The following is a 13,268-nucleotide window of genomic DNA, read 5'->3' as shown; positions in this document are numbered from 1 at the left end:
ATTTAAAAATCCAATTGTTCTGCACGAATACCGAACGCTTGAGCAATTTTTTCTCTGGTTGTTTTGCGTAATTTGCTGGCTTTTTCGTGTTGAGAATAAGCGGATTGTGAAATTTGTAGCCGTTTCGCCATTTCAGCTTGTGTCAATCCTAAATATTCACGCCATGCTCTAACTGCAGAAAGATCTTGTTTTAACGCTAATCCTACAACTTCATAGGGAACACCTGAATCTTCATTAATATCCTGTGTTAGATTCGCTTTTTCTTTTAGCCATTCAAATACAGTAAATGGCAACACTGCATAAGCGGGTAATCCATTGTTATCATTTAAAATTTGTACATTAGTAAGTGTTGTCATCACGCTTTTTAACCTCTTCAATTGAGATGATATTCATTATGCCGTTTTTGAAATTGAAAAGTACTCTATAATTTTCCACTCTAAAACGATATTGATATTTATGATTTTTCAATGCCTTGATATTGGGGCAGTTGGGAAAATCTTTCAATGTTTCGCATTTATCATAAATATCTATGGCTTGTGGAATTTTTCTTAATTGTTTAATGGCTTTTGGTTGAAAAATTATTTTATTCATATTTTCTTTTATTTCTTATATTATCTCTCCTTTTATAAGTTAAATAAAGAAAAATATAAGTTTATTTATGTTGCATGGCAATAAAAAAGCACCTAAAAAAACTTAGGTGCTTAAAATAAATTGGCGGAATGGACGGGACTCGAACCCGCGACCCCCTGCGTGACAGGCAGGTATTCTAACCAGCTGAACTACCACTCCGCATTGGTGAAACGCATAATAATAGCAAATGAATTTTCCGTCAACTCTTTTTTGTAATCTTTGATTTGCTTGCTTAATTAATGCACGGTTTCTATATTTTCAAGGGTTGGGTTTAATCGTTTGACCCAAAGGCAATTATCTTTGCTTTTTTTATTAATCAGCTTAATATAATTTTGATGAGCTTGAATTTCATCTTCTGTTAGGGTCAAAACGGGTAAATCTTGCGTAAAATTCACCGCACTTTGTGTTTGTTGTATTGTGCTGAGAGTGTTTATACCGTTGTCATTTTCCATATCATCAAACAGGTTTTTTTGTCCTCCTGTCATTGCAAGGTAAACATCACCAAGAATTTCCGCATCCAGTAACGCTCCATGTAACGTACGTTTACTGTTATCAATATTTAAACGATCGCATAAGGCATCTAAGCTATTACGTTTTCCTGGATATTGCTGACGAGCGAGTTGTAAGGTATCAGTAACAAGGCAAATTTCATCTGTTTTCACATTAAAATTATGTTTACGAAATTCATAATCCATAAAGCCGACATCAAAGGGAGCGTTATGAATCAGCAATTCGGCACCGCTAATAAAATCAATAAATTCTTGAGCAACCGCAGTGAAATTTGGTTTATCCATTAACATTTCATCGGTAATGCCGTGAACTTTAATGGCATCGGGATCCACTGGACGATCGGGTTTAATATATAAATGTAATTTCCGTCCAGTATAACGGCGATTAATCATTTCCACAGCACCGATTTCAATAATACAATGCCCTTCATAATGCGCTCCAAATTGATTCATTCCCGTGGTTTCCGTATCCAGTACAATTTGGCGATTGGTATCAATATTAATTGTCATAATTTCTATATCTTTACTGAAAAGTGCGGTAATATTCACCGCAGTTTTTTATTTTGAGTTATTTTAACAGATTTATGCAAAAACAAATTGAAATTTTTACTGATGGTTCCTGTTTAGGTAATCCTGGAGCTGGAGGAATTGGCGTTTTATTGCGTTATAAACAGCATGAGAAAACCCTTTCTAAAGGTTATTTTAAAACCACCAATAACCGTATGGAATTGTGGGCAGTGATTGAGGCTTTAGCAAGTTTGAAAGAACCTTGTAACGTGACTATTGCAAGTGATAGCCAATATATGAGAAAGGGGATTACCGAATGGATTTTTACTTGGAAAAAAAATAATTGGAAAGCGAGTACAGGTAAACCAGTGAAAAATAAGGATTTATGGATACAGTTGGATCAAGAAATTCAACGTCATCAAATTCAATGGCTATGGGTAAAAGGGCATGCAGGGCATCGAGAAAATGAAATTTGTGATGAATTAGCAAGATTTGGGGCGGAAAATCCAACTTTGGAAGATGTGGGTTATCAAGATTGATAAAAATTAACGATTAATTTTTTATACTTGATAGTTAAAATAAATTGAATCAATTCGAGAAATTGATTTGTTATACCTATCAATCAAGCCTATAATAAACCCATCAAAACAATATGATTAACCAAACAGAAGGAAAATGTTATGACAAATAGTATCGGTTTAAACCAAGCATCATCACAAAAAATTGCCGAAGAATTAAATAACTTATTAGCTACTTACCAAGTATTCTATATGAATGTACGTGGTTATCACTGGAATATCAAAGGTGTTCAATTTTTCTCATTACACGAAAAATTTGAAGAATACTACGATGATTTAGTAGAAAAAGTAGATGAAATCGCAGAACGTATTTTAACATTAGGCTATACACCAGTTCACGCTTTCAGTGAATATTTAAGCAAATCACGTATTCAAGAACACAAAAATGCAAGTTCTGCTCAAGACACTTTACAAGGCACCTTAAAGGGTTTTCAAACCTTGTTACAACAACAACGTGAAGTGTTGGCACTTGCAAGTGAATCTGATGATGAAGGTACAGCCGCTTTAATGGGTGATTACATCAGCGGTCAAGAAAAAACCATTTGGATGTTAAAAGCCGCTTGCGAAAGTTGCAATGCTTAATTAAATCAATTTATTAATGAAAAAAGTACGATGGAAAATAGCGTACTTTTTTTTAATCCAATTTTTTCAAATAATCCTTCCCTAGCAAATTCATCTGGCGTAAAATCCATGCTTGTTTGCGTTTAGTTATTCGCCCTGGTTTTAGTACTTTGAAACTGATTGGATTCGGCAAAACGGCGGCTAACAATGCGGCTTCTTCTTTAGTCAATTTTTTCGCAGGCTTTTTAAAATAATATTGACTAGCAGCTTCCACCCCAAAAATACCATAGCCAAATTCAGCGATATTTAAATAAACTTCTAAAATACGTTTTTTTGACCAAAGAGTTTCTAATGTTAAGGTAATTGGCACTTCTAAGCCTTTACGAAGCCAACTTTGTCCATGCCATAAATACAGATTTTTAGCCGTTTGTTGGGAAATAGTAGATGCACCGCGAATTTTTTGTGATGTTTGGTTATGATTAAAGGCTTTCTCAATGGCATCTAGGTCAAAGCCATAGTGATTGGGAAAATGTTGATCTTCGGCAGCGATCACAGCTAATTGCATATTGGACGAAATCTCATCAAGGCTGACCCAGTGGTGCTGAATATCGTAATCAAAATCAAGGTGTAAAAGATGCCCAAGTTTTTGTTGGAGCATATAGGCAGACAGTGGAACTGGGACGAATCGCAATACTAATGTGAGTAACAGAAAACCGAGTAAAAAACGCCATAAAAAAGCACCGCACTTATTTAAACATAAAGGCAATGATGTTGCCATAGTACGATGGTTGGTGCGGTTGTTTTTTAAGGAAAATAATTTATGCAGGATTTTTTTCATCAATTTGTGTTTTCACCCAGTCTAAAAAATCTTGATCCATTAATTTTAACATATTTGAACCACGAGTGATGGTTGCAGCACTGGTGTTGAGATTTTGTTGAATTTCTCGTTGGGGGATATTTTTATCCAATAATTGAGCAACGATTTGCAACCGTAAACCCACCGCATCGCGTTCATCTGCGGTAAGCAATAAGGTGAGAAGATCCTGTTCCTTGCCTTGTGCCACAGCAGATTTCAGAGTTTCAATAAATGTTGTCCATTGATCCATATTACGACTAATATACATTTTTTACTCCCATACTATTGAACTAGTGCAGATTAGTATAAACGATCTTTCTCTGCTTTGGTAAATAATTTTAGGGAAAATAAATATTGTGGTTGTTGCTGTAAAATCTGGTAATAGCTGTCGTAAGCCAATACATTTTGTACATACCCCCTAGTTTCATAAAAAGGAATAGATGCCACAAATTCCGCCATGGTAAGCGTGCCGTTGGCTTTTTTTAGCCAGCTATCCACACGGTTTGCCCCCGCATTATAAGCAGCTGCAATCAAAATACGATTATTTCCATATTTATCATAAAGTTGCTGTAAATGAGCAGTGCCTAGCATGATATTGTAAAACGGCTCAAATAGTTGTTGTTCATTATTATAGGGAAGTTGGGATTGTTGAGCGGTAAGTTTCGCCGTACTTGGCAATAACTGCATCAAGCCCCGAGCATTGGCACTTGAACTGACTTTGGGTTTGAAAGCACTTTCTTGGCGAGCGATTGCCATGGCAAAAGTCCGCTGAATTTTTTTGCCAGTGAGATGTAAATCAAACCATTCTGTGTAAGCATTGGGTAAACGTAAAGACAAATAACCCCAAGCCTTCGCTTGAATGGTGGCTTCTACACTGAGATCATACCAACCTTGTTTATTAGCATAATCCGCTAGAGAAATTTGCTCGGGTTGTGTTAAGCCGTTTAACAGATTCGTCCATTCGCTATTCATATTGGCATCATCATTAAAATAACGTAATTCGGTAATACGAGCTAAAATCTGAGCAAAACGCTGTTCTACGGTTTTTTTATCCGAGTTTTCTACGCCAGATGTTTTAATTTCAAGCATTTTAGGCTGATAAACCACGCCTAGATCTTTGGCGGCTAACATGGCATAAAAGCTACGTTGAGTAGAAAGTGCGGTTAAAATCTGTTGTTTTTTGGTTTTCGGTGCAGATTGAGCAATCCAGTATTGCCATTCTTCTTTTTGTTGAGTTTGTTCAGAAAGTAAATCGAGCCAGTTTTTGAATTTGGCTTTTTCTCGTATTGCTAGCCGAATACGGCGTTCAATGAGTTTATCATCTTTTAATTGAGTTAATTGTTCATCTCGCCATTGTTGAACGGCAGGATTTTCACTATCAAAAAATTGGGCTAAATAAAGCGATTTCCATTCAGTTAATTGGCTTTGCGTGAGTTGAAAATCTTTCGCCCACTGTTCTAATTCTGTAAAATGCTTAATGGGATCGATTTGATTTTCATTTAATTTTTTAATATAAGCAGGCATAATCGCCAATAAAATACGGCGATCTAGGGAATCAGTTTTAGTTAATTTTACCACTGCAAAATCGGAATTGTGATTGGTTAAATTGAGTGGATTATTAAGTAGTGCGAATAAACTTGCTATCCATTGTTTATTGGTATTATCCGTTAATTGCTGTTGTAAATGTTTCAGCAAATTACCATTACCTTGTTCAAATGCCAGTACAGCCCGTTGTTTGGCTAAATCTGGAGTTAAACCGCCTTGAGCTTGCCATTGAGCAAGTAAGGGATCACATTGGCTTGGTAAACTTTTACCCGTGAGCCAGAGTTGCTCTAGTTTATTTGGTGGCAAAACTGCGGTGTTTTTTTGCTGTGTTTTTTCGTCAATGGCTTTCTGTTTAGCTTGAGCCTGTTCTGCTTGTAATACAATACATTGCGTTGCGGTATCTTGCGGTAATTTCGTTGAATTAGCAGTGATTGTTGCCCAGTCTTGCTGAGTAACACGTTGTTTTAGCCATTCTATTTTAAGTCGATTGGCAAAGTTTGGGTTAGGCTGATGTGCTTGATAATCTTCAATTTGCTGCAAGGTTAATTGGCTTTTGTTGGCATTGAGTAACTGGTATTCGGCATAGGAAACCAGCGGATAATTTGGAATTTGTTGCAATAATTGATTGGCTAACTGTTGCGTAGGCTGACTTTGTGAGATCGCCAACATTTCGCTGATTTTACGGTAAATCTCACGTTGTTTCTGTAAATCTGGTGTATTAGCAACACTAGGTAAAGCGAAAAATAGACCCAATAAAGTGAATTTAAGCAGAGATGATTTCATGTTTATTATCCTGTATTGTTTGGGTTGCTGTTTGTGGTATGGCAGCATAAAGTGACGGCAAAAGTTGAGCAATTAAATTAAGCTGTTGCATTGGCATATTAAACACTGAACTAAGCAGATCATTTTGTTCAAGGCTATTTTTAATGCTGATATTAATTTGCTGAAAAAGGTCATCAAATTGCACCGCACTTAATGTCGTCATCTTGTCTAATAATTCAATAATTTTCTTGGCAATAGGATAAAATTCACTTAAAAAATAGACATCTTGTGTGAGTTTTTGCATTTGCTCACGATATGCCCCTAAAGCGGAAATATAGCCTAAAAGTGCGGTGTTTAATTTCAATAATTCGAAGCCTTGTTGTAAATGTTGAGCATATTTTTTCGGCTCGTTATTCATATTACTGATGGTGCTGCTTAACTGGGTAGCATTGTCATGAGCATGACGGCGAACAATGCGGTATTTCAGATCATCGCCTTTGCCAAATTGTAAGTGACTGATAATATATAATAAATAGTTAGCATTACTTTTCATTAATTGGCTGATAACGTTGTTTAATTGCAAATATTTCCAGTCAGACCATAAATAGCTTACCGCAAACCAAGCTAATGCAGTGCCGATTAAGGTATCTATTAAGCGTGGTAATAGGGCGGCGTAAATATCAAAGCCCATAATATCAAAGCTGGCTAATACTTGAATGGTGATAAAAAAGGTAGAATAGCTGTAATTATTACTGCGGAAAAAATAAAACAGCGTACTCGCAATTACCACGACGGCAAGTTTGGCTTCAAGTGTGGATGTCATATAAGGCAGTAAGGAGCCGACAATTACCCCCAAAATAGTGCCGATAATCCGTTGTTTTAAGCGTAATTTGGTGGCGGAATAATTGGGTTGGCAGACAAAAATAATAGTCAGCAAAATCCAGTAGCCACGGTCCGTTTGCAGATGAAAATATTCTACTAAAGAACAGCAAATTAACACCACTAAAGAGAGTCGCATAGCATGACGAAAAAGGGGCGATTGAAAGGTAAAATGTTGCCCGATACGTTGCAAAATTTTGCCTAAACCCGTGATATTTTCGCTGTAAATAGTTCGCTGTTCGGGTTCATGAATTGGTTGGGATAAGGATTGCAACTGGCAATGAATATTGCGTAAATTATCTAGCAAGGTTTTAATATGTACTAATTCGGGGCTTGCAGAGTGTTGTTGGCTGTAAAGTTCAAAGGATTGACTGATCCCTGAAATCGCACGTTCTAAACGAAAGTGCGGTTGAAAATCCTGATTTTTTTGTAACTGTTGAGCAATATCGCGACAGGCTTGAGCTTGTAATTCTAATAAACGTTGAATACGAAAAATGAGATCGGAATTTTTCAGCTGGGTTGCTAATGTTTTATAGTCAAAATGGCTTGAATTAGCTTTCTCGTGAATATCCTGTGCTGACATATAATAACGGCACATTTTACTGGTGTAAGAATAACGGTTATTATCTTGCATACGATAAAATAATGCCGTACGACATTCGTTAAACACATTGATGACTTGGCTATTTTTCATTGCTAGGGTCAACTGTTTCTGTGAAAGTTGTTCCACATCATCAGGATCGAAAAATACTGATTTGGCATCTAAATAATCCGCCAATGCGACAAATGCACGGCTGATTTTTTCTTGGAGCGGACGGTTCGGAAAACATAAATGCACGGTGACGGTGATGAAGCTATATAACAGCGTGCCTGATAAAATCATCAGCGGATTAATATACCAAGGGGTATCAGGCAAATAGGCGAGCGTGGTATAAAGCGAAACGACCAAAGTGCCAAAGGCAATAGTGCTGTAACGCTGTCCGACAGCCCCAACCATGGTGAAAAGAAACGTCATGCCAGTCATTGCCAATACAAACCAAATGCCTTGATTGAGAAAATATTGTGTCACTAAAGACGAAATGGAAAAGGCAATAACAGTATAAAAAATATTTTTTAACCGTCCAGATAAACGGTGATCTAAATCCACTAAACTGGCAGCGATAACCCCTAATATTAATGGCATACTTTGATCGGTAATATTTAATAACCAAATGAGTACACAAGCAATATTGACGGCAATAGCAATCGGTAATACGCTGATGATTTTGCTGTTAAGTTTAATCAACATTGTCTAGCATTATCCTATTAAGCATTACGTCTTAATTCAAATTCCTTTTCGGCAGCATGTTGACGAGCGAGAGCAGCCATTTCTTTGGATACGACACGTTGTCCTACGGGAAAGAGTGAAATCGGAGCAAGTTTAAAATGGGCTAATCCAGTTGGAATACCGACTAATGTTACACATTGTCCAATGCCCACAAAAATGTGCATTAAACAAAGCCACCAACCGCAGAAAATAAACCACACTACATTGAGCATTTTGCCTAATACATCTGTTCCTGCATTATTGGGATCTAAATATTTAATATGCACAATATCATTGCCGAAAGGTACTAGCGACATTTTGGTAATTTCCCAACAGCTACGAGTGTAAGGCAAGGTGATAATTAACACTGCACTGATTACCGTGGCGAATAACCAACCTAATGTTACTGCAAAGCCACCGAGAACGAAATTAAGAATGTTTAGAATAAAAGCCATAAAAATATCCTATAAACGAAAATACCAAACCCCGTACTTGCGTACGGGGTTATACTAAGTAACGCCACGCTGTGGCTTTATTACCTACCTAGATGTAGAACATCATAATATGTTTAGTTTGGTACACAAGTACTAAGCAGAACTATTTTTGATTTTTCACCCAGTTCAAGAAACGTTGTTGAGTTTCTTTATCAGCTTGTTGATACCAATATTGCAACATTTGTTCTGCTGCATTTTCACCTTGTACAGTGACTTTACCTTTTTGTACTTTACCGTTCGAACCTATGGTTGCAACCGTGGCTGGTAAAGTTGCAGTAGCTAATGCTGGTACAGCAGCAACTGCACCTGAAGCATTGTATTCAGATAAGTTCTCGACCAAATTTACCCCAGGTAAGAAACCTTCTTGTTTCAAGTATTCTTGTTTGGTGCTAATGGTTTTTCCTGAACTTGTTTTCACGGTAATATTGGGATTTTGTTTAAACTTTTCTGCATCACGCTCGGTACTTAAGCGAGGTGCTGAAATTTGAATATCTTCTGTAGAACCTTGGAATGTTACTACGATAGGATCACTTTCAAATAGACTACGGTCAGAGCCTTCACGTACAATTTCAGAAATACGAATAACGACTTGGTGTGTATTCGTGTCGTTAATGTTAAATGAACGAACATCTTTTAATAAAGATTTACTGGCTTTTTGACCATCAATAGCTAAAAAATCAATATTTGATGAACTTGTAACAACACCAGCTAAACTCGCTGAACTAGCTAATAATGCTGCAGTTGCAATAGCAGCAAGACGAAATTTCATATTTACTCCTTTCTTCAGGATCGATTGATCGAACGACTTACACTTTATCATCCTAAAGTGATGAGTATATGCTATGCTAATTTTGCTAAAATGGAAATAGCAGAATGTAAAAAAAGTGATATTATTTCTTAAAAATAAAAGGAGGATATATGGAAAAAAGACAATTTACCGTTTATGGGCGTGTACAGGGTGTAGGATTTCGTTTTTATACTTTATTACAAGCTCGAAAATTAGGTATCGGTGGTTATGTCAAAAATCTTTCAGACGGTTCGGTATTAACTGTTATTGAAGGTAATCCAGAGCAAATTAATGCCATGCGAAATTGGTTACAGCAAGGCTCACCAAGTGCAGAAGTGAGTAGAGTAGTTGAACAGATTTATTCGGGTGATAGGGTATTTTCTGGATTTTCTATTGAATAAAAAAAAGCGAGTAAACGTGGGATGAAAACTCGCTCAAACTTTACTACCTAATTATTATCTATTTTTCCCATCCATTATATATTTTTCTATATAATGTTCAAGTGTATTTTTTCCGATATAATGAAATTTGTTATTTAGCTATTAAAAAAAGGAAAATTATGGCAATTAGTGCAAGAAACCAACTTAAAGCAACCGTGCAAGTAATCAAAACAGGTGTAACTACGGATATTATTGAACTCGTTTTAACCAGTGGTGAAAAATTAGTGGCTTCTATTACATCAGAAAGTACCCAAAATTTAGGTTTAAAAGTAGGTTCAGATGTGGTCGCTATTTTTAAAGCACCTTCGGTGATCTTATCAACGGATAATGATTTAATCCTATCTTGTCGTAATCAATTTAATGCGACAGTTCAGCAAGTTACTGATGGGGCGGTGAATGCAGAAGTTTCAGTGAAAACAGATGGAGGAATTGAACTTACCGCCATTATTACTGAAACCAGTGTTAAAAATCTAGGTTTAGTGATTGGTTCTAAAGTCACAGCTCTAATCAAAGCATCTCATATTGTATTAGGTGTAAAACGTTAGTTTTAGATTTAGTTATGAGAAAAGACAAAGTGCGGTGAAAAATTAAATATTTTCACCGCACTTTTTGTTGTTTTAATTCCCGTTGAGTATTTTAATTTATTTCTTCCACAGTCTTGGATCAAGATTATATTTTTTTAATTGCGGATGATCATCAACATAAAATGTTGGTTCTTGCTTGGCTTTTAATTGGCGTTGATAATCTTTTAAAATAATCCACACAATCGGCGATAACAACACAATGGCAACTAAGTTAACCATTGCCATAATTGCCATCACGGAATCAGCAAAATCCCATACGATAGTGGCGGAATTTACCGCACCAAAATAGACGAAGAACAATACCGCTAAACGAAACATTAATACTAGCCACGGACGGTTTTTAATAAAACGAATATTACTTTCCGCATAAGCATAGTTACCGATAATGGAAGAAAAGGCAAACAAGAATAAAATAAATGCAAGGAAATGCAAACCAAAATCGCCCACATGGAATTGTAAGGCATGTTGGGTTAACGAAATGCTTTGTAAACCTGATGTGGCGTAATCATCGGATAATAAAATGATAATTGCAGTACAGCTACACACGACAATAGTATCGACAAACACACCGAGCATTTGGATTAAACCTTGACTGGCAGGGTGTTTAACATCTGCACTGGCGGCAGCATTAGGGGCAGAACCCATACCAGCTTCATTGGAGAATAAACCACGTTTAATGCCCATTAACATGGATTTTGATAACACGGCACCAAAAAAGCCACCAGCCATAGCAGAAAAATCAAAGGCACTGGAAACAATATCCGATAATATAGTTGGGACTTTGCTGATATTCATACCTAAAATAATCACAGCAATAATTAAATAAAATAACGCCATAGTTGGTACGACTTTGGCTGAGAATCCACCGATACGTTTAATGCCACCAAAAATAATTAAACTACTTAACACAACTAACGCCATGCCTACATACTGAGCATCCCATTTCCAAGCATTATGGGTGGCTTCGACAATAGAGTTAGCTTGTACCGCATTAAATGCAAAACCAAAGGTGAAGATTAAAGATAGAGCGAAAATTACCGCTAACCAAGGGGCTTTTAAACCTTGTGTAATATAATAAGCTGGACCACCACGGAACGTACCGTCTTTATCTTGTACTTTGAATAATTGAGCCAAGCTAGATTCTGCAAAGGCACTGGACATTCCCAGTAAAGCAGTCATCCACATCCAAAACACTGCACCCGATCCACCGATAGCAATCGCTGTTGCTACACCACTAATATTACCTACTCCAACACGGCTAGCTAATCCTGTAGTAAAGGCTTGGAACGGACTTAATGAATCACCGTCAGAAACACGCCCAGACCACATTTCACGTAAACTTTGTGGTAATAAGCGGAGTTGAACTAATCCAGTGGTAATCGTAAAAAATAAGCCAACACCGAGTAATAACACGATGGTAATATCCCATAATGGTGTGCTTAGTGTTTGGTTAAACCAGTTAATACCTGATTCAATAAGATCAAAAAATGTCTTAAACATAATGACTCCAAATAAATAAAAGAGAACGGCATAATCTCTTTTATTTATAAGAAAGTCTATCTTTTTGTTTTGGTTAGATAAAAATGATGTTTTTATTTTGAATTTTATATAAAAAATGAATGGTATTTATGATTAATATCTATTTTATTCTCTGATGTCAAAATAAATCGCATAATGTTTTTGACAACCCATATTAAACTGAGCTTGACAATGGGGGCAATGAGTCGCTCCCATATATTGCTTAATGCTCAAGGTTTTTTTACAGTGACCACATAAAATCGCGTGTTGATCAAATTCTGTTTTTGACCAACGTTCAATCGGGTGATCTTCACAAGCATTATGGCATTGATAGCAAGGATAAAATTTACCGCAGCATTTGAATTGAATGGCAATAATATCCACTGCACTGTGATAATGCTCACAGCGAGTTTCATCGTCCACTAATAAGCCATAAACCTGCATTATTTTTTCTTCGCCAACATAGTGACAAATTTCATTTTAATCCGATTGCCATTTTCATCGGTTTTATGCAATTCACCCAGTTCTTCGTTATATTTTAATAATTCCCAGTCCTGATAATAATTTCTCAATTCATTTTCTTTAAAAGTAAAAGAAAATGGCATCGGGCAAGGATAATCGGCAGTGTCCAGTGCCGCCACAATTAAATTATAACCACCAGTATTTGTGTGGGCTTGCATATTTTCAATAATCGCAGGCACGGCTTCACGATTGAGGAACATAAATACCACAGTAGAGAGAATAAAATCGTAATTTTCTTGAATATTTGCTGAATTAATATCATAAACTGCGGTGGAAATTGGCAGATTTTCTTTGGTTTTGGTTTCATTTAAAAAAGCAAGGCTCATTTCATTGTGATCCCAAGCGGTTACATCATAGCCTAATAAACTTAAAAATAACGCATTACGCCCTTGCCCACAACCTAAGTCTAATACTTTGCATGGCTTAATTTGTTCAACCGCTGCTTTGACTTCGGAGTGAGTTGGAGTCATATTGTATTTTTTAGCAAAATAATCTTCTTTTTTACAATGAAATTCAAGGAAACATTCCAAATCATCAGAAAGGGCTTCTACTTTATGCCAAACTTGCGGTTCAACCAACGGAATTTGGGTTTCTGGTGTGAAAATATGTTGGCTTAATTCAGTACCGTTCTCATCTAAGACATAAAATTTCAGTTGTCCTTTGAGAACAGTTAATTTCCCCCAAGTGCCTACTTTGGTATTATGCTGTTCTTGAAACATTTTCGGTAAACTGTCTTTTGTCCAAACGGGCATACGTTTATAACAAATTAATTCATTTTTCATGTTGGGTT

The 13,268-nt window shown here is 36.4% G+C and carries 16 protein-coding genes and 1 tRNA gene; 4 read left to right on the top strand and 13 right to left on the bottom strand.

Annotated elements, in window-relative coordinates; genetic code table 11:
• Positions 1 to 2: 2 nt before the first annotated feature.
• The 4 genes from O1Q81_RS08255 to dnaQ form a co-directional block, all read right to left on the bottom strand.
• The gene (locus tag O1Q81_RS08255; RefSeq protein WP_386686803.1) at positions 3 to 356 is read right to left on the bottom strand and encodes a helix-turn-helix domain-containing protein; all 354 of its coding nucleotides are present in this window, start codon (positions 354 to 356) and stop codon (positions 3 to 5) included.
• Entirely contained in the window at positions 340 to 591 is a 252-nt protein-coding gene (locus O1Q81_RS08250) for a type II toxin-antitoxin system RelE/ParE family toxin (RefSeq protein ID WP_386697003.1), read from the bottom strand. Before O1Q81_RS08250 ends, O1Q81_RS08255 begins: the two co-directional genes overlap by 17 nt.
• Before the next feature lie 121 nt (positions 592 to 712).
• A tRNA-Asp gene (locus O1Q81_RS08245) sits at positions 713 to 789 on the bottom strand.
• 77 nt (positions 790 to 866) lie between these two features.
• Entirely contained in the window at positions 867 to 1,649 is a 783-nt protein-coding gene (gene dnaQ / locus O1Q81_RS08240) for a DNA polymerase III subunit epsilon (RefSeq protein WP_386694330.1), read from the bottom strand.
• Between the two features lie 74 nt (positions 1,650 to 1,723).
• Between dnaQ and rnhA the strand changes: the two genes are divergently transcribed.
• Together rnhA and O1Q81_RS08230 are read left to right on the top strand one after the other, a co-directional pair.
• On the top strand, positions 1,724 to 2,185 hold the full coding sequence (rnhA, locus tag O1Q81_RS08235; RefSeq protein WP_386697001.1) for a ribonuclease HI: 462 nt from the start codon (positions 1,724 to 1,726) through the stop codon (positions 2,183 to 2,185).
• Between the two features lie 141 nt (positions 2,186 to 2,326).
• On the top strand, positions 2,327 to 2,806 hold the full coding sequence (locus O1Q81_RS08230) for a Dps family protein (protein ID WP_386686795.1): 480 nt from the start codon (positions 2,327 to 2,329) through the stop codon (positions 2,804 to 2,806).
• A 52-nt stretch (positions 2,807 to 2,858) separates the two neighbouring features.
• Here the strand turns inward: O1Q81_RS08230 and mtgA are convergent, their stop codons facing one another.
• The 6 genes from mtgA to O1Q81_RS08200 all read right to left on the bottom strand — a co-directional run bounded on the left by mtgA (position 2,859) and on the right by O1Q81_RS08200 (position 9,396).
• Positions 2,859 to 3,563, bottom strand: coding sequence for a monofunctional biosynthetic peptidoglycan transglycosylase (gene mtgA / locus O1Q81_RS08225; protein WP_386698629.1), 705 nt, complete (start codon positions 3,561 to 3,563; stop codon positions 2,859 to 2,861).
• Between the two features lie 40 nt (positions 3,564 to 3,603).
• Positions 3,604 to 3,909, bottom strand: coding sequence for a trp operon repressor (gene trpR / locus O1Q81_RS08220; RefSeq protein ID WP_386686793.1), 306 nt, complete (start codon positions 3,907 to 3,909; stop codon positions 3,604 to 3,606).
• 32 nt (positions 3,910 to 3,941) lie between these two features.
• Complete coding sequence (locus O1Q81_RS08215) at positions 3,942 to 5,969, bottom strand: transglycosylase SLT domain-containing protein (protein ID WP_386696999.1); 2,028 nt, start codon at positions 5,967 to 5,969, stop codon at positions 3,942 to 3,944.
• A complete protein-coding gene (gene yccS, locus O1Q81_RS08210; protein WP_386696997.1) occupies positions 5,950 to 8,115 on the bottom strand; it encodes a YccS family putative transporter in 2,166 nt (721 codons plus the stop codon). The genes O1Q81_RS08215 and yccS overlap by 20 nt, the downstream gene beginning before the upstream one ends.
• Positions 8,116 to 8,132: 17 nt before the next feature.
• A complete protein-coding gene (locus O1Q81_RS08205) occupies positions 8,133 to 8,588 on the bottom strand; it encodes a YccF domain-containing protein (protein WP_132302304.1) in 456 nt (151 codons plus the stop codon).
• 142 nt (positions 8,589 to 8,730) lie between these two features.
• On the bottom strand, positions 8,731 to 9,396 hold the full coding sequence (locus O1Q81_RS08200) for a DUF2057 domain-containing protein (protein WP_386686786.1): 666 nt from the start codon (positions 9,394 to 9,396) through the stop codon (positions 8,731 to 8,733).
• A gap of 149 nt (positions 9,397 to 9,545) precedes the next feature.
• Between O1Q81_RS08200 and O1Q81_RS08195 the strand changes: the two genes are divergently transcribed.
• Both O1Q81_RS08195 and O1Q81_RS08190 read left to right on the top strand, forming a co-directional pair.
• A complete protein-coding gene (locus O1Q81_RS08195; protein ID WP_386686784.1) occupies positions 9,546 to 9,815 on the top strand; it encodes an acylphosphatase in 270 nt (89 codons plus the stop codon).
• A 158-nt stretch (positions 9,816 to 9,973) separates the two neighbouring features.
• Positions 9,974 to 10,399: a molybdopterin-binding protein gene (locus tag O1Q81_RS08190; RefSeq protein ID WP_386686782.1), complete on the top strand. Its 426-nt coding sequence runs from the start codon at positions 9,974 to 9,976 to the stop codon at positions 10,397 to 10,399.
• 96 nt (positions 10,400 to 10,495) lie between these two features.
• Here the strand turns inward: O1Q81_RS08190 and O1Q81_RS08185 are convergent, their stop codons facing one another.
• The 3 genes from O1Q81_RS08185 to tehB form a co-directional block, all read right to left on the bottom strand.
• A complete protein-coding gene (locus O1Q81_RS08185) occupies positions 10,496 to 11,938 on the bottom strand; it encodes an alanine/glycine:cation symporter family protein (protein ID WP_386696995.1) in 1,443 nt (480 codons plus the stop codon).
• A gap of 144 nt (positions 11,939 to 12,082) precedes the next feature.
• Entirely contained in the window at positions 12,083 to 12,403 is a 321-nt protein-coding gene (locus tag O1Q81_RS08180) for a CHY zinc finger protein (RefSeq protein WP_386696169.1), read from the bottom strand.
• Entirely contained in the window at positions 12,400 to 13,260 is an 861-nt protein-coding gene (tehB, locus tag O1Q81_RS08175) for an SAM-dependent methyltransferase TehB (protein WP_386686778.1), read from the bottom strand. Before tehB ends, O1Q81_RS08180 begins: the two co-directional genes overlap by 4 nt.
• Positions 13,261 to 13,268 lie beyond the last annotated feature (8 nt).

Source organism: Lonepinella sp. MS14436, assembly GCF_042470565.1.
Lineage (GTDB): Bacteria > Pseudomonadota > Gammaproteobacteria > Enterobacterales > Pasteurellaceae > Lonepinella.
Note: the sequence above shows the minus strand (reverse complement) of the source record. Positions and strands in the feature narration are given on the sequence as shown.